Source organism: Myceligenerans crystallogenes, from assembly GCF_039529775.1.
In the GTDB taxonomy this organism is placed as follows: Bacteria; Actinomycetota; Actinomycetes; order Actinomycetales; family Cellulomonadaceae; genus Myceligenerans; species Myceligenerans crystallogenes.
Window position 1 is genome coordinate 204,546 of the sequence record NZ_BAAANL010000007.1, and the last position, 19,940, is coordinate 224,485.

Annotated in this window: 20 protein-coding genes; 10 read left to right on the forward strand and 10 right to left on the reverse strand. The window is 73.1% G+C overall.

The genetic code is table 11. The features are described 5' to 3' along the window. Positions 1-71 precede the first annotated feature (71 nt). The gene (locus tag ABD208_RS16900; RefSeq protein ID WP_344105145.1) at positions 72-620 is read right to left on the reverse strand and encodes a TetR/AcrR family transcriptional regulator; all 549 of its coding nucleotides are present in this window, start codon (positions 618-620) and stop codon (positions 72-74) included. A 296-nt stretch (positions 621-916) separates the two neighbouring features. Between ABD208_RS16900 and ABD208_RS16905 the strand changes: the two genes are divergently transcribed. Together ABD208_RS16905 and ABD208_RS16910 are read left to right on the forward strand one after the other, a co-directional pair. Continuing rightward, the gene (locus ABD208_RS16905; RefSeq protein ID WP_344105148.1) at positions 917-1,789 is read left to right on the forward strand and encodes an alpha/beta hydrolase; all 873 of its coding nucleotides are present in this window, start codon (positions 917-919) and stop codon (positions 1,787-1,789) included. Between the two features lie 91 nt (positions 1,790-1,880). Continuing rightward, positions 1,881-2,420, forward strand: coding sequence for a hypothetical protein (locus ABD208_RS16910; RefSeq protein ID WP_344105150.1), 540 nt, complete (start codon positions 1,881-1,883; stop codon positions 2,418-2,420). Positions 2,421-2,550: 130 nt separating this feature from the next. Here the strand turns inward: ABD208_RS16910 and ABD208_RS16915 are convergent, their stop codons facing one another. The 4 genes from ABD208_RS16915 to ABD208_RS16930 all read right to left on the reverse strand — a co-directional run bounded on the left by ABD208_RS16915 (position 2,551) and on the right by ABD208_RS16930 (position 9,724). Continuing rightward, positions 2,551-3,153 (reverse strand): YdeI/OmpD-associated family protein, encoded by a 603-nt coding sequence (locus ABD208_RS16915; protein WP_344105152.1) that lies wholly within the window; start codon positions 3,151-3,153, stop codon positions 2,551-2,553. Between the two features lie 202 nt (positions 3,154-3,355). Next, positions 3,356-6,127, reverse strand: coding sequence for an aconitate hydratase AcnA (acnA, locus tag ABD208_RS16920; RefSeq protein WP_344105154.1), 2,772 nt, complete (start codon positions 6,125-6,127; stop codon positions 3,356-3,358). A 169-nt stretch (positions 6,128-6,296) separates the two neighbouring features. After that, positions 6,297-7,718, reverse strand: coding sequence for a class I SAM-dependent RNA methyltransferase (locus tag ABD208_RS16925; RefSeq protein WP_344105156.1), 1,422 nt, complete (start codon positions 7,716-7,718; stop codon positions 6,297-6,299). Next, a complete protein-coding gene (locus ABD208_RS16930) occupies positions 7,715-9,724 on the reverse strand; it encodes an APC family permease (RefSeq protein WP_344105158.1) in 2,010 nt (669 codons plus the stop codon). The genes ABD208_RS16925 and ABD208_RS16930 overlap by 4 nt, the downstream gene beginning before the upstream one ends. Positions 9,725-9,780: 56 nt before the next feature. Here ABD208_RS16930 and ABD208_RS16935 point away from each other — a divergent pair, with 56 nt between their 5' ends. After that, on the forward strand, positions 9,781-10,434 hold the full coding sequence (locus tag ABD208_RS16935) for a potassium channel family protein (RefSeq protein ID WP_344105298.1): 654 nt from the start codon (positions 9,781-9,783) through the stop codon (positions 10,432-10,434). Beyond that, on the forward strand, positions 10,434-11,099 hold the full coding sequence (locus ABD208_RS16940; RefSeq protein ID WP_344105160.1) for a potassium channel family protein: 666 nt from the start codon (positions 10,434-10,436) through the stop codon (positions 11,097-11,099). Before ABD208_RS16935 ends, ABD208_RS16940 begins: the two co-directional genes overlap by 1 nt. Here the strand turns inward: ABD208_RS16940 and ABD208_RS16945 are convergent. From ABD208_RS16945 to dut, 4 genes are all read right to left on the reverse strand, one after another. Continuing rightward, positions 11,090-11,893, reverse strand: a complete 804-nt coding sequence (locus tag ABD208_RS16945) for a DUF3159 domain-containing protein (protein WP_344105162.1) — start codon at positions 11,891-11,893, stop codon at positions 11,090-11,092. The genes ABD208_RS16940 and ABD208_RS16945 overlap by 10 nt on opposite strands. 46 nt (positions 11,894-11,939) lie before the next feature. Further along, a complete protein-coding gene (locus ABD208_RS16950; protein WP_344105164.1) occupies positions 11,940-12,311 on the reverse strand; it encodes an OB-fold nucleic acid binding domain-containing protein in 372 nt (123 codons plus the stop codon). Positions 12,312-12,321: 10 nt separating this feature from the next. Continuing rightward, positions 12,322-13,059, reverse strand: coding sequence for a DUF3710 domain-containing protein (locus ABD208_RS16955; RefSeq protein WP_344105166.1), 738 nt, complete (start codon positions 13,057-13,059; stop codon positions 12,322-12,324). Between the two features lie 117 nt (positions 13,060-13,176). Then, positions 13,177-13,644: a dUTP diphosphatase gene (dut, locus tag ABD208_RS16960; RefSeq protein ID WP_344105300.1), complete on the reverse strand. Its 468-nt coding sequence runs from the start codon at positions 13,642-13,644 to the stop codon at positions 13,177-13,179. A gap of 85 nt (positions 13,645-13,729) precedes the next feature. Here dut and ABD208_RS16965 point away from each other — a divergent pair, with 85 nt between their 5' ends. Beyond that, positions 13,730-14,185 (forward strand): DUF3093 domain-containing protein, encoded by a 456-nt coding sequence (locus tag ABD208_RS16965; protein WP_344105168.1) that lies wholly within the window; start codon positions 13,730-13,732, stop codon positions 14,183-14,185. A 25-nt stretch (positions 14,186-14,210) separates the two neighbouring features. On the opposite strand, the gene sepH is transcribed toward ABD208_RS16965, so the two are convergent. After that, positions 14,211-15,569, reverse strand: a complete 1,359-nt coding sequence (sepH, locus tag ABD208_RS16970; RefSeq protein ID WP_344105170.1) for a septation protein SepH — start codon at positions 15,567-15,569, stop codon at positions 14,211-14,213. Between the two features lie 191 nt (positions 15,570-15,760). Between sepH and ABD208_RS16975 the strand changes: the two genes are divergently transcribed. The 5 genes from ABD208_RS16975 (at position 15,761) to ABD208_RS16995 (ending at position 19,930) form a co-directional block, all read left to right on the forward strand. Next, on the forward strand, positions 15,761-16,600 hold the full coding sequence (locus tag ABD208_RS16975) for an inositol monophosphatase family protein (protein ID WP_344105302.1): 840 nt from the start codon (positions 15,761-15,763) through the stop codon (positions 16,598-16,600). A gap of 323 nt (positions 16,601-16,923) precedes the next feature. After that, a complete protein-coding gene (locus ABD208_RS16980; RefSeq protein WP_344105172.1) occupies positions 16,924-17,226 on the forward strand; it encodes a DUF4193 domain-containing protein in 303 nt (100 codons plus the stop codon). 160 nt (positions 17,227-17,386) lie between these two features. Beyond that, positions 17,387-17,971, forward strand: coding sequence for a DUF5998 family protein (locus ABD208_RS16985; RefSeq protein WP_344105173.1), 585 nt, complete (start codon positions 17,387-17,389; stop codon positions 17,969-17,971). A 2-nt stretch (positions 17,972-17,973) separates the two neighbouring features. Next, positions 17,974-19,281, forward strand: coding sequence for an alkaline phosphatase family protein (locus ABD208_RS16990; RefSeq protein ID WP_344105175.1), 1,308 nt, complete (start codon positions 17,974-17,976; stop codon positions 19,279-19,281). A 1-nt stretch (position 19,282) separates the two neighbouring features. Then, entirely contained in the window at positions 19,283-19,930 is a 648-nt protein-coding gene (locus tag ABD208_RS16995; protein ID WP_344105177.1) for a thymidine kinase, read from the forward strand. Positions 19,931-19,940: the final 10 nt, after the last annotated feature.

Genomic DNA, 19,940 nt, shown 5'->3' on the forward strand with positions numbered 1-19,940 from the left:
AAACCCCTGAGAAGGGGCCTGACGTTCTACTGACCCGACCGAAAACATGGGAATCAGCCCGGGGGCAGGAGTTAGGTCGAGGTGCGGGTCTTCAGGAGGGCGTCTACCGCCGACCGGGTGCGGGCGTAGGCCGCGTCGTCGTCGCGGAGCAGCGAGCGGTCGTTGGCCGCGTTGAGCAGGGCGTTGATCTCGAAGGCGACCTGCTCGGGGTCGGTCTCCGGGGTCAGGTCTCCCGCGCGGACCGCGAGCTGGACATGGTGCGCCAGGTAGGAGTCCCAGGTGCTCTGCGCCTCCACGACGGCGTCCCGCACCGGCCCGGGCCGCATGTCGAACTCGACCTCGACCGTCCGGAAGAAGCAGCCGCCGCGGAACACCCGGCGGCGCGAGTAGTCGATCCAGCACTCCACCAGCGCCCGGACCCGTGGCAGGCCCGGCGCCGCCGCCCGCGCCGGCTCGATCACCGCACCGGTGTAGATCTCCCGCGCCCGCGCGACGACGGCGAGCTGCAACCCCTCCTTCGACCCGAACAGCCCCGCGATCGCGCTCTTGTTCACCGGCGCCGACGCCGCCAGGCCGCCCAGCGACAACGCCTCGAGCCCGCGCACGGAGGCGTCCTGCACAGCCTGCTCCAGAACGGCCAGCCGGGTCCGGTCACCCCGCTCCCGGCGCCGGTCGGCCCGGGCGGCACCACCGGCCGCCACATCTCCCTCTCCGGCACCGGCACTCCCGCTCGCCCCCACGCCGGCGGCCCCGTCCGCCACAGCCCCGCTCGCGGCCCCGGCACCGGCACTCGGATCAGCCGGGGCCCGCACTGCTGCATGCTCTCCGTTCGCCATGAAGTGAGTGTACGACCGTACGCACATGTTGTAGGCTCCCAAACAATCCGATCGATCGTTCACATACTTTGGAGAGCCCAGTGACCGGACCCCTGCGCCATCTCGCGCACCTCCCCGCGCCCCTCGCCGCCGAGATCGCCGCCCGGGCCGCCTTCCGCCTCGGCCGGCGGGCCGCCGTCCGCCCGCACGAGCGCGAGGTGCACGAGTCGTCGCACCGCTCCACGACCCGCCATCTCCGGCGCGCCACGAACCACCGCCCGGTCGACGTCGTCGTGCACACCTGGGGCGAGCCGGACGCCCCCGCCGTCCTGCTCGTGCACGGCTGGCAGTCGCGCGCGGCCTTCTTCGCGCCGCTCGTCGGCGACCTGGTCGCGGCGGGACGCCGCGTCGTCGGCTACGACGCCCCCGGGCACGGCGACTCCGGCGGCACGCACCGCACCCTCGCCGACGACGTCGCGATCGTGCGCCGCCTCTCCGAGGCCGAACCGGACGCCTGGGAAGGCGTCGTCGCGCACTCGGCCGGCGTGCTCGCCGCCGGCGTCGCGCTGGCCGGCGGCGTCCCGGCGCACCGCTTCGCGGCGCTGGCCGGCATCTCGTCGGCGACGGCGATCAACGACGGTTTCTTCGCGCTCAGCGGCACGCCGCGGACGCTGCGCACCAGGTACGACGACGCCGTCCGGCGCCGCTGGTTTCCCGGCGAGCCGGACTTCGCCGAGCACTACGACCTCACCCGGCGGCCCGTTCCCGCAGGCGTCCCGGTGCTGTTCGTGCACGACGCCGAGGACAAGCGGGTGCTGCACTCCCAGTCCGAGCTCATGCTCGCCGCCCACGCCGATTCCGCGGAGCTGGTCACCACCACGGGCCTCGGGCACAACCGGATCGTGCGCGACGCCGGCGTGCGGCGCCGGGTGGTGGAACACATCACCGCGGTGAAGCCCAGTCATCTTCCCTGACCTGCAGGTTTTCCCCTAAGCTGTGGGTCGCGTTCGTCCGGTGGTCGTCCACGCCGGTCGCCGAGCAGCACGCCCGACGAGTGGGGGAACCATGCCGACCGAACACGCCTTCGACGTGGCCGTCGCGACCGTGATCCTCGCGGTCTTCGCGGGCCTCTGGTTCCTCTGGTCGATGCGGCACATCCGCGGGCTGTGGGCGCTGCTGCCGATCGCCGGGGCGGTCAGCTCCGTGGTGGTCGCGGCGAGCGGGACGATCGACGCCGTCGGCGCCGTGGCGGACGGGACCTCCGTCGAGGGGCCCACCATCGGGATCTACCTCGTCGCGCTGCTCCTGCAGGGTGCCGTGACGCGCTGGCTCACCGGGTTCCTCGCCTCGCACAACCAGACCCGGCTCGTGCCGAGCACCGTGGCGGTCTCGCTCGTCATCCACGTCGTGGTGCTGGCCGAGCTGCTGACGGTGAGTTACCTGTACTTCGTGGCCCTGTTCTGCCTGGCCGCCGTGATCCTGGCGTGGCCCGTCGCCGCCGTCGGCCGCCTCATGACGCCGAACGGGACGCCCATGACCCACCCGACAACGGGCGTTCTGATGGGCGCCATCCTGCTCGCGGGGGCGGCGCAGTCGCTCGTCTGACGCGATCCCTGCCCGGACGATCCGGACCAGAACCGGCCGGCGGCATGCTGATCTTCGGCCGTGAGCTCGAGAACGGCCTGACCGCCGGCGGCCCGCCCGGCCCGCGGATCTCCGTGGGCCGGGCGGGTCCTCAGCTCTCCGGCTCCAGCGTCTTCTTCTGGGGGTACACCGTCTCGCCGCGTTCCAGCATCCCGACGAACTTGGTGACGTTGCGGGCCTTCGCCTCCGCCGTCCTCAGGTTGGCCAGGCGGAAGAGGATCGCGTAGCGGTTCTGGCCCGAGAGGATCTCGAACATCGCCGCCGCGCGCGGGCTGGCCGCGAGCGCCGCGGCGAGGTCGTCGGGGACCTGGATGTTCCTCGGGCTCTCGTAGGCAGCCGCCCAGCGGCCGTCGGCCTTGGCCTTCTCCATCTCCTCCAGGCCGCGCGGGCGCATGCGGCCCTCGGTCACGAGGCGTTCGGCGATGCCGACGTTGCGCGCCGACCATTTGCTCCGGGCACGGCGCGGGCAGAACCGCTGCTTGCTCGTCGCGTCGTCCCGGCTTCGAGCCTGCGCGTCGATCCAGCCGCTGCACAGGGCTTCCTCCAGGGCGGTCGCATGGCTGAGCGTCGTCGGCGCGTCCTTCCCCTTCTTGGCGAGCACCAGCCAGACGCCGTCGGACGACGACTCGCTTTCGTCCAGCCATGCCCGCCACGCGGCGACGTCGGCCACGATCAACTCCGGATTCTCGCTCACGCCCCCAACCTACGACCCCTGTCTGACATCCCCCGCCCGCTCGGGGTGACCACGAGCTTCGCCGGGCCACCACGAGCTTGCCGTGCATCGCCCAGGTTGGTCCGCCGAAAAGCTCGTGGTCGCGCGGCAAAGCTCGTGGTGGGACGACGACGGCGGTGCAGGGCCTCGACGATCTGAGGCCCCGCACCGCCGTCGTACCGGATCAGGCCACCAGGCTGCGCAGCACGTACTGCAGGATGCCGCCGTTGCGGTAGTAGTCGGCCTCGCCCGGGGTGTCGATACGGACCACCGCGTCGAACTCGACGACCGAGCCGTCCTCCTTCGTCGCCTTGACCGCCACCGTCGACGGCGTCGCACCGTCGTTCAGGGCCGTGATCCCGGAGATGTCGAAGGTCTCCGTGCCGTCCAGGCCCAGCGAGCCCGCCGACTCCCCCGCCGGGAACTGCAGCGGGAGCACGCCCATGCCGATGAGGTTGGAGCGGTGGATGCGCTCGAAGCTCTCGGTGATGACCGCCTTCACGCCCAGCAGCTTCGTGCCCTTGGCCGCCCAGTCGCGCGACGAGCCGGAGCCGTACTCCTTGCCGCCCAGCACCACCAGCGGGGTGCCCTGCGCGGCGTAGTCCTGGGCGGCGTCGTAGATCGTGTCCTGCGCGCCCTTGACGAAGTTGTACGTGAAGCCGCCCTCGACGCCGTCGAGGAGCTGGTTCCTCAGGCGGATGTTCGCGAACGTGCCGCGCACCATGACCTCGTGGTTCCCGCGGCGCGAGCCGTAGGAGTTGAAGTCGCGGCGCGCCACGCCGTGCTCGGCGAGGTAGACGCCCGCCGGGGAGTCCGGCTTGATGGAGCCGGCCGGGGAGATGTGGTCCGTGGTGACCGAGTCGCCCAGCTTGGCCAGCACCCGCGCGCCCGCGATGTCCTCGACCGGCGCCGGCTCCATGCCCATGCCGTCGAAGTAGGACGGCTTGCGCACGTAGGTGGAGTCCGGGTCCCAGGCGAACGTGTCGCCCTCGGGGGTGTCCAGGGCGCGCCAGCGGTCGTCGCCGGAGAAGACGTCGGCGTAGTCGGCCTCGAACATCTTCCGGTCGATCGACGAGTCGATCGTCGCCTGGACCTCCTCCGGGGAGGGCCAGATGTCCTTGAGGAACACCGGGGCGCCGGCCTCGTCGCGGCCGAGCGGCTCGGTCTCGAAGTCGAACTCCATGGTCCCGGCCAGGGCGTACGCGATGACCAGCGGCGGGGACGCCAGGTAGTTCATCTTGACGTCCGGGTTGATGCGGCCCTCGAAGTTCCGGTTGCCGGACAGCACCGAGACGATCGTCAGGTCGTGCTCCTGCACGGCGGCCGAGATGTTCTCGTCCAGCGGGCCGGAGTTGCCGATGCAGGTGGCGCAGCCGTAACCGACCAGGTGGAAGCCGAGCTTCTCCAGGTACGGCCAGAGGCCCGCCTTCTCGTAGTAGTTCGTGACGACCTGCGAGCCCGGCGCCATCGACGTCTTGACCCACGGCTTGGCCCCGAGGCCCTTCTCGACGGCCTTCTTGGCCAGGAGCGCCGCGGCGAGCATCACGGACGGGTTGGACGTGTTGGTGCACGAGGTGATCGACGCGATGCCGACGGCGCCGTGGAACAGCTCGAACTCCTTGCCGTCCGAGTCCGTCACGGCGACCTTCTTGCGGCCGTTCGCGGCCGGGGCCGGGGAGTCGGACGCCGGGAAGGACTCGTGCTCGGCCTCGTCCGCCGCCGCGCCGACCTCGGGCGCGTAGTTCGGCAGGTCGCGCAGGAACTGGTGCTTCGCGTTGGTCAGCTCGATGCGGTCCTGCGGGCGCTTCGGCCCGGCGATCGACGGGACCACCGTCGACAGGTCGAGCTGCAGGTACTCGGAGTACTGCGCCTCGGGTGCCCCTCCGTCGGTTTCAGTGTCGAGCCACAGACCTTGTTCTTTGGCGTACGCCTCCACCAGCGCGAGCTGCTCCTCGGAACGCCCGGTCAGCCGCAGGTACTCGACCGTCACCTCGTCGATCGGGAAGATCGCGGCCGTCGAACCGAACTCCGGCGACATGTTGCCGATCGTGGCGCGGTTCGCGAGCGGCACCTGGGCCACGCCCGCACCGTAGAACTCCACGAACTTGCCGACGACGCCGTGCTGCCGCAGCATCTGCGTGATCGTCAGGACGACGTCGGTCGCGGTCACGCCCGCCGGGATGGACCCGGTCAGCTTGAAGCCGACGACGCGCGGGATGAGCATCGACACGGGCTGGCCCAGCATGGCGGCCTCGGCCTCGATGCCGCCGACGCCCCAGCCGAGCACGCCCAGGCCGTTGACCATGGTGGTGTGCGAGTCGGTGCCGACGCAGGTGTCGGGGTACGCCCGCAGCACCGGCGCTTCCCCGTTCACGGAGACCTCACGCGTCATCACGGTCCGCGCCAGGTACTCGATGTTCACCTGGTGCACGATGCCGGTGCCCGGCGGCACGACCTTGAAGTCGTCGAACGCCGTCTGGCCCCAGCGCAGGAACTGGTAGCGCTCGTGGTTGCGCTCGTACTCGATCTCGACGTTGCGCTCGAACGCGTCCGCGCGCCCGGCGACGTCGATCTGCACGGAGTGGTCGATGACCATCTCGGCGGGCGACAGCGGGTTGATCCGCGTCGGGTCGCCGCCCAGCTCCGCGACGGCCTCGCGCATCGTGGCGAGGTCCACCACGCAGGGCACGCCGGTGAAGTCCTGCATGATCACGCGCGCGGGCGTGAACTGGATCTCGGTGTCCGGCTGGGCGTCCGGGTCCCACTGCGCGAGGGCGCGCACGTGGTCAGCCGTGATGTTGGCACCGTCCTCGGTGCGCAGAAGGTTCTCGGCGAGGATCTTCAGGGCGTACGGAAGACGCTCCACACCCTCCACCGCCGACAGCCGGAAGATCTCGTAGGCATTCTCGCCGACCTTCAGCTGTCCCTTCGATCGAAAACTGTCCACGGTGCTCACAGTGGCTCCTTCGCGGGGCTGTGCGGGGCCGCCGGGCACCCGGCACGCGGTTCGCACGCACCGGCCCGACGACGGGAACAAGGGGGCTCCACCCAGCCTAGGCCGGGCTGCTCCGCCCAGCATACCGCATGTATCTTGACGTCAAGATACTTCCGCGTCACGAAGCCGGTCAGGAGCGCCGCAGCACCGCGATGCACTCCACGTGGTGCGTGTGGGGGAACAGGTCGAACGCACGCAGGGACGTCAGGGCGTAGCCCGCCTGCTGGAAGTAGCCGACGTCGCGGGCCAGGGCGGCCGGGTCGCAGGCCACGTACACGACCCGTTCCGGGTCGCGGCCCGCGATGGCGGCGACGACGTCGCGCTTCGCGCCGGCGCGCGGCGGATCGAGGACGACGACGTCGGCGCGGGCCGGCACGTCCTGGCCGGTGAGCACCGCCGCGACGTCCCCGGGGTGCAGCCGCACCTGACCCAGCTCGTGGGCGTTGCGGCGGGCGTCGCGGACGGCGCCGTCGTCCCCTTCCACGGCGACGACGACGCCGGACTCCCCTGCCGCCGCGGCGAGCGGCAGCGTGAACAGGCCCGCGCCCGAGTACAGGTCGAGGACCGTCCTGCCCGAGATGTCGCCGACCGCGTCCAGCACCGCCTGCGCGAGCAGGGCCGGCGCCGCCCGGTGGACCTGCCAGAAGCCGCCCGCGGCGACGCGGAAGGTGAACGTGGCGGGCTCCGCCGCGCCCGGCAGCCGCACCGGGACGGACTCCTTGACGCTGCGGCGCGCGTTCGGCCGGGTGTCGGCATGGCCGCGGTGCCAGGGCTCGCCGTCCGCGAGAACGATCGGGTCCCCGTCCCCGGGCGCGACCAGCTCGACCCGCGTGCCGGGCTCCCAGAGCCGGTCGAGGACGCCCTCGGCCGCCGCGAGCGCCGCGACGTCCGCGGTCGCCAGCGGCATCCCCGCGGGCAGCGGCTTGAGCGCCACGACCTCGTGGGAGCGGAAGCGGTGCATGCCGAGCCGCCCGTCGTCGCCTGCCACCAGGTCGATGCGGGTCCGGTACCCCAGCCCCCCGGCGTCGTCGTCCCCGGGTACCGCCTCGACGGTGAGCCCGTCGAGCAGGTCGCCGTCGTACCGGGCGATCCTGCGCAGCTGGTCGGCGACGACGCCGGCCTTCCAGCGGCGTTGCGCGGCGAGCGCGACGTGCGAGAGCTCGCCTCCGCCGACACCGCCGGGGCCGGCGGCGGGCCAGGCGTCCGGGACCCGGTCGGGCGAGGGCTCGAGGATCTCGACGGCGTCGGCGCGCCAGAACCGGGAGCCCGTGGCGGTCACGCGGGCGCGGACGCGCTCGCCGGGCAGGGTGTGCCGCACGAAGATCACCCGTCCGTCGTGCCGGGCGACGCAGTGGCCGCCGTGCGCGATCGAGCCGATCTCGAGCTCGAGGATCTCCCCGAGCTCGCCGGTGTCGGCACCGGGCTCGGTCACGGACGCGGGGCGCGAGGGCCGCGCGCCCGGGCGGGGCCGACGGCGTCCGCCGGACCGCCCGGACGGCGAGCTGCCCGCCGGCGAGTTGCCGGACGGCGGGACGGAAGGACGAACGGTCATGGCAGCCTCCGCTGACCGGGCACGTACGCGCCCTCGAGGCCGGTCTGACCGGCGGTGGATTCGAGTTGCCAGGGCACCGACGAGACGACGACACCCGGCGTGTAGAGCAACCTGCTCTTGAGGATCAGCGCCGACTGGTTGTGCAGCAGCTGCTCCCACCAGTGTCCCACGACGTACTCCGGGATGTAGACCACGACCAGGTCACGCGGGGATTCGCGGCGGATGGAGCGCACGTACTTCAGCAGCGGCCGGGTGATCTCGCGGAACGGCGAGTCGAGCACGCGCAGCGGGACCGACAGGTCCTGCCGTTCCCAGGCGGCGACGAGACCCTCGACGTCGTCCGGGTCCACCCCGACGGTGACGGCCTCCAGCGTCGAGGGCCGGGTCGCGCGGGCGTACGCGAGCGCCCGCAGGGTCGGCTTGTGCACCTTGGACACGAGCACGATGGCGTGCACGCGGCTGGGCAGGGCCCGCAGCTGCCCCTCGTCCTCGGAACCGACGATCGCGAGCTGGTCGCCGACGTCGTCGTAGTGCTTGCGGATCGCGCGCATCATCAGGAACAGCCCGGCCATGGCGAGCAGGGTGATCCAGGCGCCGTGCGTGAACTTCGTGACGAGCACGATGACCAGCACGACGCCCGTGAAGAGCAGGCCGACGGCGTTGACCGCCCGCGCGCGCATCATCCGCGCGCGCTCGGCCGGGCGGTACTCGGTGCGCAGCTCGCGGGTCCAGTGCCGCAGCATGCCGGACTGCGACAGCGTGAACGAGACGAACACGCCCACGATGTAGAGCTGGATGAGGCGGGTCGCCTCGGCGTCGAACACGAGGATGAGCACCATCGCCGCCGCCGCCAGGGCGATGATGCCGTTGGAGTAGGCGAGCCGGTCGCCGCGGGTGTGCAGCTGGCGGGGCAGGTAGCCGTCCTTGGCGAGGATCGAGCCGAGCACGGGGAACCCGTTGAACGCCGTGTTGGCGGCGAGCACGAGGATGATGCCGGTCACGGCGGAGACCGCGAGGAAGGCGACGGGGAACCCGGCGAAGACCGCCTCGGCGAGCTGGCCGACGACGGGGTGCTGGTTGTAGCTCTCGGGCACCGCCGCGCCGTCCACGGTGAGCTGGGTGTGCGGGTCCTCCGCGAACTTCACGCCCGTGGCCTGCGCGAGCAGCAGGATCGCCATGATCATCGTGGAGGAGATCCCGCCGAGCAGCATCAGCGTGGTCGCCGCGTTGCGGGACTTGGGCCGCCGGAACGCGGGCACGCCGTTGCTGATCGCCTCGACCCCGGTCAGGGCGGCGCAGCCGGACGCGAACGCGCGGGCCACCAGGAACGCGCCGCCGAGCCCTACCAGCCCCTGGTCGAAGGCGGCCTCCGTGGTGATCTCGAACTCCGCGCTGGCCGCCTTGGGCAGCGTCCCCATGAGGAACCGCACGAAGCCTGTGACGGCGAGCGCGCCGATCACGCCCATGTAGCAGTAGGTCATGACGGCGAAGACCCGCCCCAACTCCTTCACGCCGCGCATGTTCATCAGCGCCAGGCCCGCCACGACCAGCACGCCGGCGATCGCCTCGTGCCCGCGCAGCGCGGGGACGGCCGACGACGCGTACTGGGCCGCCGAGCTGACCGACACCGCCACGGTGAGCACGTAGTCCACGAGCAGCGCGGACGCCACCCCGAGACCCGCCGTCGGGCCCAGGTTCGTGGTGGCGACCTCGTAGTCGCCGCCGCCGGACGGGTACGCGTGCACGTTCTGCCGGTACGAGGTCACCACGACGAGCAGCACCGCGACCACCATCAGCCCGACCCACGGCGCGACGAACATCCCGGTGAGCCCGGCGATCGAGAGGGTCAGCAGGATCTCGTCGGGCGCGTACGCCACCGAGGACAGCGCGTCGGAGGCGAACACGGGCAGGGCCAGCCGCTTGGGCAGCAGGGTGTGCCCCAGGCTGTCGCTGCGCACCGGCCGCCCGACCAGCACGCGCTTGGCCACATTCAGAATCTCCGCCACGTTGGATGATGCTATGCCCAAGTGCGGGTAGCGTTCCCCTCGTGCACTTCGTGATCATGGGTTGCGGCCGCGTCGGGGCCACTCTCGCGCAGAACATCTCCGAGCGCGGGCACTCGGTGGCCATCGTCGACCAGAACAACGACGCGTTCCGCCGCCTGCCTGCGGACTTCGCGGGCAAGAAGGTCACCGGCGTGGGCTTCGACCGGGACACGCTGGTGCAGGCGGGGATCGAGGAGGCGTACGGTTTCGCGGCCGTGTCCGACGGCGACAACTCCAACATCCTGTCCGCGCGTGTCGTGCGCGAGACCTACGGCGTGGACAACGTCGTCGCGCGCATCTACGACCCGCAGCGCGCCGAGATCTACCAGCGCCTCGGCATCCCCACGGTCGCGACGGTCCGCTGGACCGCCGACCAGGTGCTGCGCCGCATCCTCCCCCTGGGGGCCACCGACGAGTTCCGCGACCCGTCGGGCAGGATCCGGATCGCGCAGATCGACTACCACCCCGGCTGGGTGGGCGTCCCGATCCGGCGGATCGAGCGCGCCGCGGGCGCGCGCGTCGCGTTCGTCTCCCGGTTCGCGCAGGGCGTGCTGCCCGACGACGACACGGTGCTCCAGGAGAACGACGTGCTGCACGTGACGATGCGGTCCGACGACGCCGACGCCGTCGAACGCGTGCTCACCACCGCACCGAAGCACGAGGAGAACTGATGCGGGTCGTCATCGCCGGCGCCGGGTCCGTGGGCCGGTCCATCGCCCGGGAGCTGCTCAGCCACGACCACGAGGTGCTGCTCGTGGACCGCAACCCGCTGGCCATGCGCGTCGCCCAGGTGCCCGAGGCGGACTGGGTGCTGGCGGACGCGTGCGAGCTGTCCAGCCTCACGGACGCGAACGTGGAGACGGCCGACGTCGTCGTCGGCGCCACGGGCGACGACAAGGTGAACCTGGTGTTCTCGCTGCTGTGCAAGACGGAGTTCGGCGTGCCGCGCACCGTGGCCCGCGTGAACCACCCGAAGAACGAGTGGATGTTCGACGGGTCGTGGGGCGTGGACGTGGCCGTGTCGACGCCGCGCATCATGACGGCGATGGTCGAGGAGGCGGTCGCCGTCGGCGAGCTCGTGCCGATCCTCAGCTTCCAGCAGTCCGGCGCGGACATCCTGGAGATCACCCTGCCGGGCGACTCGCCGCTGATCGGCACCCGCGTGGGTCAGATCGACTGGCCGGAGAACACCGTGCTGTCCACGATCGTGCGGGACGGGCGGCCCGTGGCGCCGTCGCCCGACGACACGCTCGAGGGCCACGACGAGCTGCTGATCGTGACCAGCTCCGGCGTCGACCGCACCCAGCTGCAGGCCCTGCTGACCGGTCAGGCCTGAGCCGCGCGAGCCGGGCGCCGGGCCACCACGACCCAGGTGAGGAACAGCACCAGGGCCCACAGCGGAACGCCCAGGAGCAGGTGGAACGCCCCGAGCCAGGTGACCTCGCCCGCGAAGTACAGGGGCGCCTTCACCGCGAGGCGCAGGGCGAACATGCCGACCCACAGCCAGGTGGCGATGGAGTAGCGGCGCATCAGCTCCGGGTCCGACCGCCAGGCGATCAGGGGGGCGAAGGGGTTCTCCTCGGCGTCGGCGTCACGGTCGCCCGGGCGGTCGCCGTCCGGGCGGTCGCCGTCCGCCGCCGCGGCCGCCTCCTTGAGCTTGTCCGGCGTGAGGCCCGACTTCAGCGCCTCCACGACCAGGCCCACGACCGGCCAGCGCACCAGCACGGAGACCGCCATCGGGACCAGGTAGAGCGCGTTGACGAGCAGGCCGCCCGCGAAGTAGTCCTCCGCGTCGCCCGTGATCCACGCCCACACCACGCCGATCGCCACGCCCACGAGGCCGCCGAGCGCCTGCGTGACCGGCGTGCGCTGCACCAGCCGCACCACCGTCAGGATCACGGCCACGGCCACGGCCGAGACCAGCGGCACCACGAGATCACGGGTGACGGAGAACGCCACCACGAACACGAGCCCGGGCAGCACCGACTCCACCAGCCCGCGCACCCCGCCGATCGCCGCCAGCGCGGAGAAGTCCTCCCCCGTCACGGCGGCCACGCCGCGCGCCGGAGACGCTCCGGACGGGACCTGCTCGGACTGCTCGGGCTGCCGGGCGTCGGCGCGATGGCTCATGAGGACATTCTGCCTTGCGGCGATCCGGGCCGCGCCCAGGGTTCTCTCAGAGGTCCCCGGCGCGGGGCCGGAGCTCGTAGCGCGGGTTGTAGATGGTGCGGCGGCCGTGCGCCTCGCAGATCATGCCCTCGACGCCGAGCCGGCGGCCCGGCTCGATGCCCTTGATGGAGCGGCGGCCCAGCCAGACCAGGTCCAGGACGCCCGAGCCGTCGAACAGCTCCGCCTCGACCGTCGGGACCCCCTCGCGGGGCCGCAGCACCACGGACCGCAGGATGCCCGCCACCTTCGCCCGGCGGCGCAGCGGCAGCGACGCCACGGGCACGCAGCCCGCGCTCCGCCCGGCGACGACCCGCTCGCGCAGCGCCTCGTAGTCGTCGTCGGAGGTCAGAACCCCGCGGAACGCGGATCGCCAGCCCATGGTCGCCTCGTCAGCCGATCTGGGTGATCTCGGGGCCGCGCTGCAGCGGGTTGAGGTCGGCGGCGGTGGGCGGTGCGGCCTGCGGCACGCCGCCCGGCGCGACGTCGCCCGCGTCCGTGGACCCGGCCGACTTCTGCCGGGGCAGCGTGAGCGTGAGCAGGTCGCGCGGCGGGCGCGGGCTCTCGTCCCGGACAACGACGACGTTCTCGAACACCGACTCCAGCGGCTTGGCCGCCTCCTTGTCGAGCGCCGCCTTGCCGGCCAGCACCCCGCGCACGAACCAGCGCGGGCCGTCCACGCCGATGAAGCGGGCGGGCCGGGTGCGCGGCGAGCCGTCGGGCGCCGTGGCCGGCATGTGCACCAGCAGCTCGCGGCCGAACACGCCCGGGACGTCGTCGACCTTCCCGCCCTGGCGGGCCACCGACTCGGCGATCTCGGTGCGGATCTCGTCCCAGATGCCCGCGGACTTCGGCGCCGCGAACGCCTGCAGCTGCAGGCTGGACCCGCCGAGCGCCGCCGTCACGCCGGTGACCTTCTGGGTCTTCTTCTCGATCTCCATGCGCAGCTCGAGGCCGGGCAGCACGGGGAGCCAGATCGCGCCCAGGTCGACGCGCGGGCCGGGCTTGTCGACGTCGGCGCGGTCGAACGGACCGCGCGCACGGCCCGACGGCAGTGGCGTGTCGGCCGGAACCGACTGGGGTTCCACCTCGGGCGTCGTCGCCTTCGCGCTACGTCGGAACAGGCCCACTTGACATCTCCTCTCGGGCGGGCGCGCTGGGATCGCACCCGGCAGTCAACCCTAATCCCCATCGCCGGACTTCGGAAAACTCTGTACTACCCCGCCGGTGACGGGCGGCGCCGGCCGTCACGGCGCGGGCGTCCAGCCGCCGGACGACCCGAAGCCGCCGTCGCCGCGGGCGGAGCCCGGCAGGCGCTCGGCCCGCAGGAAGCGGGCCCGCTCCACCTTCTGGATCACGAGCTGCGCGATACGGTCCCCGCGCGCGAACTTCACGGGCTCGTGCGGGTCGGTGTTCAGCAGCGTCACCTTGATCTCGCCGCGGTAGCCCGCGTCGACGGTGCCGGGCGCGTTGACGACGGTGACGCCGTGCCTGGCCGCCAGGCCGGAGCGCGGGTGCACGAACGCCGCGTACCCGTCCGGCAGCGCGACGGCGACGCCCGTCGGGACGACCGCGCGGGCACCCGGCGCCAGCTCGACGTCCTGGGTGGTCACCAGGTCCGCGCCCGCGTCGCCGGGATGCGCGTACCCGGGCACGGGGACGTCGTCGTCCAGGAGCTGGATGAGCACGTCCACGGTTGCTGCGGCGTCGGGCACCGCACCGGACGAGGAAGCGGAAGAGATGGCGGCACCAGCGGCGTCGTTGTGAGGCACGCTGCGAGGGTACGGGATGATGTCCTCCATGACCTCCCGCACGGCCCCCGAGTTCCGCGAGCGCCTGCTGCCCGGCCCCGGTGGCTGGCTCGGCACCGTGGGTCTCGGCGTGATCGGCGGGCTGGTGCTGTGGCCGCTCAGCCCGCCGCTGGGCACGGCGACGGGGGTCCTGCTGTGCGCGCTCGCGGTGTTCGCGCTGGCGACGACGTCGCCCGTGGTGCAGGTCAGCGCCGGGGTGCTGAGCGCGGGGCGCGCGAACATCCCGCTGTCCGCCCTCGGCACGGCGGCGGCGCTGGACGCCGACGAGATGCGCTGGGAGCTCGGCCCGGGCCTCGACGCCCGGGCGTACGTCTGCCTGCGCGCGTGGGCGCGCACGGGCGTGCGCATCGCGGTGGTCGACGACGGCGACCCGGTCCCGTACTGGCTCGTGTCCACGAGGGACCCCCACGCCCTGGTCGCCGCCCTCGCGCGGGACGCGGGCTGAGGCGGCCCGGCCCGATCGGACCCGCTCAGCCCTCGGGGCGCGAGCCGAAGACGATCTCGTCCCAGCTGGGGACCTGGGCGCGGCCGCGCCGGGCCGGCTTGCGGCGGGACTTCTTGTCCTCCGGCGGCTCCGCCGTGCGGCCGGGGCCAGTTCCGGCGGGTTCGCCGTGCGTGGTGCCCGATCCCGAGCGGATCTGCTCCGCGGCGGCCGCGGCGCCGTTGTTCTTGCGGGTCTCGGAACGGTCGGCGGGCACCGACCGGTGCGGGCCCGTGATCGGCTTGGGGACGGCCCCGGTGAGCGGGCCGCCGGTCTTCAGGGCGGCGGTGCGCGGCCGGCGCTCGTCGTCGTCCTGACCGGGGATGTCCCACTGGCTCGGGGCCTCCCAGTCGTGGGAGGTCGCCCCGGGCTGCCCGGCGGGCTCCGCGGGCACGGGCCGGCCGTTCTTCTCCCGGCGTGCCCCGAGGTCGACGACGGCGGCCGCGGGCTCGGCGCCGGACGGCTCGGGATCGCCGTCCGCGGGAACGGCGGGCGCCTCCGCGCCCTGGTCGCCCCGGCCGTCGGCCGGGGTCACGGCGGGCCGCACCGTGCCGACCGGCACCGGATCGGGACGACGCCGCCGCGGCGACAGCTGGTCGAGGTCGAGGTCGCCCGCGTCGAACCCGGCGGGCTCGGGGCCGCGCTGCGGGCGCTGGCCGCGGCGCTCGGACAGCCCGTCGAGCAGCAGGTCGGTCTCGTCGGGCGGCGGCGCCGGGAGGCGGCCGAAGCCGCGGCTGGGCGGCAGCGCCGTCACCGTGCGGGAGACCGGCCCGCCGTCGTCCTCCTCCGGGAGCGAGAGCCAGCGCGCCTCGTCGTCCAGCGAGACGACGGCGCCGCCGCGCGGGTCGAAGCTCCAGCGCGCCGTGCGCTCGCCCGCCTCGACGGCGAAGCGGAGGGTGACGACCCACGGGGCGATGCCCTCGCGCGTGGCCGTCCAGTCGACGGAGCCGGGCAGGCTGCCGCGCCCCTTCAGCCGCTTGTCGGCCAGGTCGCCGATGGTGGCCGTGCCGCCGTCGTCGGACATCACCGCCTTCGCGCGGACCCTGCCCACGGCGTGCTCCCGCTCGGAGGCCACGGGGTACTCGAAGCGGCGGATCTGCTCGGGCGGCATGCCCGACTCGGCCGCGAGCTCGGCGGCGGTGGCGCCGGCGCGCAGGCGCGCCTGGATGTCGCGTGGGCGCATGGTCAGCTGCTCCTCGGCACGGATCGACTCCAGGCGGGGACGGTCGCCGCGCACGGCGGCGCGCAGGGCGTCCGTGATGGGCAGCAGGTGCTCGGCGCCGTCAGGCCCGGCGACCACCAGGTGGTCACCGTCCTCGTGCAGCCGTACGAGCTCTAGCTCGTCCATCGTCCTTTACCTCCGCTTGGTCCGCGTGCACCTGTGAGCCTGCCATCAACCGCCGCGTTCGGCCAACAGGCACGCCGGGAAACCGCGCGAGATTACCTTCCGTACCACGGCCTTGCGCAGCGCGCCGGTCGAGAACCGAAATCCGTCCGCACGGCAAGTCCGGCAGGATGGCGGACGTGAGCGAAACCCTGATGCCCCCCGGAATCGAACTGCCCGGCGACCCCGAGATCGCGGGCCTGCGCGCGCTCGCGGAGCGACTCGCCGTCACCGCCGGAACCCTCGTGCGCGAGGGCCGCCCCGCGAACGTCGAGGTCGCGGCCACCAAGTCCACCGGAACCGATCCCGTCACCGAGATGGACCGCGCGTCCGAGGAGCTGATGCGCCGGATCCTGGCCGAGGAGCGGCCGCACGACGCCATCCTCGGCGAGGAGGGCGACGACACCCCCGGCACGAGCGGCCTGACCTGGGTCCTCGACCCGATCGACGGCACGGTCAACTACCTCTACGGCATCGCGGGATGGTCGGTGTCGGTCGCCGTCGTCGCCGGTCCCCCGGACCCCGCGCTCTGGACGATCGTGGCCGGCGCCGTGCACTCCGTGCCGGACGACCGCACGTGGTCGGCCGGCAGGGGCCAGGGCGCGACGCGCGACGGCGAGCCGATCCGGATCTCCCGGCCCGCGTCGCTCGGGGAGTGCCTCGTCGGCACCGGTTTCGGGTACGACGCCGACCGGCGGGCCTCCCAGGCCGTGGTGCTCACGCAGGTGCTGCCGCAGGTGCGCGACATCCGGCGGCTCGGCTCGGCGGCCATCGACCTGTGCCTGCTCGCGCAGGGCTCCCTCGACCTGGTGTACGAGCGCGGGCTGAACCCGTGGGACATGGCCGCCGGCGCGCTCGTGGCGACCGAGGCGGGCGCCGCGCTGACCGGCCTGCGCGGGATGCCCGCGACCAGCGAGATGCTCGTGGCCGGGGCCGCCGAGTTCGTCGCGCCGCTCGCCGAGATCCTCGAGGCGGCGGACGCCGACCAGGGCTGAGAGCGCTTCCGCAGCAGCGGGCCCGGCGACCTGGACCCACGGTCGCCGGGCCTGTTGCGACCGGCCACGGCTGCTGGAACTGTGTCAGGTGGTGAAACGAAGTTGTTCGGATCTCGTCCGCTGACCGTGAAACCAATCGGCGCAGCCGCTGGTCAGGGCGACATCCGTCCAGGCCGGACGGTGCGTGACGCGATTAACACCAATTGATGTCGCGCGGCGCGAAAATTTGGTGCAGAATCCGTTCGCCCGTCCGGGAACAAATCCTGGACCCCACGCATTATCAGCGTGCACCATCTCGACGACCAAGATCCACGGAGACACACATGGCAACTGACTACGACGCCCCGCGCAAGACCGACGAGGACGTCGAGCAGGATTCGATCCAGGAACTGCAGGCCCGGCGCCAGGACAAGTCGTCCGGTGTCGTGGACGAGGACGAGACGGAGGCGGCCGAGGGCTTCGAGCTCCCCGGTGCGGACCTCTCCGGCGAGGAGCTCGCCGTCCGCGTGCTGCCGCGCCAGGCCGACGAGTTCACCTGCTCGAGCTGCTTCCTCGTGCACCACCGCAGCCAGCTCGCCGGCGAGCACGCCGGTCAGCCGATCTGCACGGAGTGCGCCGCTGCCTGACCCAGCGGGCGACGCGAGCAACCCTCGCGAGTATTCGACACCAGGCTGTCACGTCATGTGGCAGCCTTTGTCGTTCTCCCCGGAGGGCGCTCTCCGGGGCTACCGCCGGGCGGTCAGGGCGAAGTGGCCCGCACACCGCGGGCAGTGGGACAATCGGGCGGTGCCTACCGCGAGTGCTCCCGAGACCCGCAAGACCCTCAAGTCGCGCCTGTTCCGCGCGGGCTACTACCCGCAGCTGGTCTGCGACCTGATCGACGTGGCACTCGCGGGCGAGGACGTCGCAGCGCACCTGGTCCAGGCCGAGACCACGTTCGACTCCGAGGTGCGGCGGCACCTGACGGTCCTGGTGCTCACGCCGACGCGGCTCATCACGGCACACATCGACGACCAGCCCGCGGACGAGGACGACGAGCGCCCCGGCCAGGCCGCGGCCACGACCGAGGCGGTGCCGCTCTCGTCGATCCGGTCGGTGGGGCTCACCCACATCATCAACGAGCCGGAGAAGCACCCGGGCGGCGCGGCCCGGCTGGAGCTGAACCTCGCGATCGGCTGGGGCGGCGTGCGCCGCCTCGAGCTCGAGCCGGCCGTCTGCGGGGACCCGAACTGCACGACCGACCACGGCCTCACGGGCCAGTCGCTGCCGGACGACGTCGTCGTGCGCGTGTCGTCGGCCGCCGAGGGGGACGACGCCGTCCGGGCCGCCCTGGAGTTCGCCGAGGCCCTGTCCCGGGCCACCGCCAGGTGACGGTGCACGAGCCGGAACGGTCCGGAACGGAGCTGCCCGCCGGGTTCATCGCGCCGTCGTACGGCCTGGACGGGCTGGCCGCGGTGCTGCCCGCCGCGGCGGGCGCGCTCGGCCACGAGCTGACGACGGCGACCGGGCTGGACGCGCGCGCCGCGGCGGAGGCCCTGATCGGCGCGGGCGCGTTCGGCGCGGTCACGCGCTGCGTCGTCGTCGTGGTGGACGGCCTCGGGACGCACAACCTCGCCGACCGCGGCGGGCACGCGCCCGGCCTGCGCGGCCTGCTGCCCGGGGCCCGGACGCTCACGTCGAGCTTCCCCAGCACGACGTCGGCCGCGCTGGCGACGCTCGGGACCGGCACGAGCCCGTCGCGCACGGGCCTGCTCGGCTACACGCAGCGCAACCCGGCCACGGGCGGGCTCGCCACGCTCGTGTCGTGGCGCGAGGAGTCCGACCCGTACCGGCGCGGGCCGAGGATGTCGCAGCCGCTGACCATCGAGCCCCAGGACCTGCAGCGCGAGCCCACCGTGTTCGAGCAGCTCGCCGCGGCGGGCGTCGGGGTGAGCACGCCCGGACCGGAGAAGTTCCACGAGTCGGGCATGACGGTGGCGGCGCTGCGGGGGCCGCGGTACGTGGTCTCGGGACGGCACTTCTCGGACGCGGTGGACGCGACCGTCGCGGCACTGCGGGCGCGCGACGGCGCCGAACGGCGGCTCGTGTACCTGTACCAGCCGGCGGTCGACAAGGCGGGGCACCGGTACGGCTGGACGTCCGCCCAGTGGGGCGACGCCCTGGAGGACACCGACCGCGAGCTGCGCCGCCTGCTGCGCGGCGTGCCGCGCGGCACGCTCGTGCTGATCACCGCGGATCACGGGCAGGTCGCCACCACGCCGGACCGGCAGTACGACGTCGCGGCGGACCATGTTCTCGCCGACGGCGTCGCGCTGCTCGGCGGGGAGCCGCGTGCCCTGCACGTGTACGCGCGGCCGGGCGTCGATCCCGCCGCCGTCGCGGCGCGCTGGACGGACCGGCTCGGCGGCGACGCCGTCGTCCGGTTGCGCGACGACGCGCTGCGCGCCGGCTGGTTCGGCCCGGTGGCCGGGCCGGGCGCGGAGGTACCCGCCCACGTGCGGGACGCGACGGGCGACGTCGTCGTCGCCATGACGAGCAGCGCGACGGACGGCGGCGGCACGGGCGCGGCGACCGTCGTCGACTCCCGGCTGCACTCCCCCGAGGCGCGGGCCATGCCGGGTGTGCACGGCTCCCTGACCCCGTACGAGATGCGGGTGCCGCTGCTGGTCACGGAGGTGTGAGGTGGCAGAGCTCGTCTTCTTCACCGGCACCATGGACTCCGGCAAGTCCACCCTGGCGCTGCAGACCGACCACAACTACACCGCGCGCGGGCGGCGCGGGCTGATCTTCACGCGCGGCGACCGCGCGGGCGCGGCACGGCTGTCCAGCCGGCTGGGACTGGAGGTGAACGCCCGCGAGGTGTTCGACGACACCGACTTCTGGGCCGAGGTCCACGCCGAGTTCACCGGCGGCCGCACCGTCGACCACCTGGTGTGCGACGAGGCGCAGTTCTACTCCGAGCAGCAGGTGGAACAGCTCGCGCGGCTCGTGGACGAGACCGAGATCGACGTCTTCGCGTTCGGCATCACCACGGACTTCCGCACGCGGCTGTTCCCCGGCGCGGCGCGGCTGTTCGAGCTGGCCGACCGCATCGAGGTGCTGCAGGTGCAGTCCCTGTGCTGGTGCGGCGCGCGCGCCACGCACAACGCCCGCACGGTCGACGGCGTGATGGTCACCGAGGGCGACCAGGTCGTCATCGGCGACGTCGGCGACGACCGGGCCGCGGGGGTGGTGGCGTACGAGGTGCTGTGCCGCCGGCACCACATGCGGCAGATGACCGCGGCGACCGCGCGGCGGCGCAGCGCCGCGGATCCGTCGCTGTGGGAGTGAACCCGCCGGA

Coding starts and splice junctions, on each gene's coding strand:
- ABD208_RS16910 (WP_344105150.1), top strand. CDS start 1,881: ATGCCGACCGAACACGCCTTCGACGTGGCCGTCGCGACCGTGATCCTC.
- ABD208_RS16925 (WP_344105156.1), bottom strand. CDS start 7,718: ATGACCGTTCGTCCTTCCGTCCCGCCGTCCGGCAACTCGCCGGCGGGC.
- ABD208_RS16935 (WP_344105298.1), top strand. CDS start 9,781: ATGGGTTGCGGCCGCGTCGGGGCCACTCTCGCGCAGAACATCTCCGAG.
- ABD208_RS16940 (WP_344105160.1), top strand. CDS start 10,434: ATGCGGGTCGTCATCGCCGGCGCCGGGTCCGTGGGCCGGTCCATCGCC.
- ABD208_RS16945 (WP_344105162.1), bottom strand. CDS start 11,893: ATGAGCCATCGCGCCGACGCCCGGCAGCCCGAGCAGTCCGAGCAGGTC.
- ABD208_RS16950 (WP_344105164.1), bottom strand. CDS start 12,311: ATGGGCTGGCGATCCGCGTTCCGCGGGGTTCTGACCTCCGACGACGAC.
- ABD208_RS16965 (WP_344105168.1), top strand. CDS start 13,730: ATGACCTCCCGCACGGCCCCCGAGTTCCGCGAGCGCCTGCTGCCCGGC.
- sepH (WP_344105170.1), bottom strand. CDS start 15,569: ATGGACGAGCTAGAGCTCGTACGGCTGCACGAGGACGGTGACCACCTG.
- ABD208_RS16975 (WP_344105302.1), top strand. CDS start 15,761: ATGCCCCCCGGAATCGAACTGCCCGGCGACCCCGAGATCGCGGGCCTG.
- ABD208_RS16980 (WP_344105172.1), top strand. CDS start 16,924: ATGGCAACTGACTACGACGCCCCGCGCAAGACCGACGAGGACGTCGAG.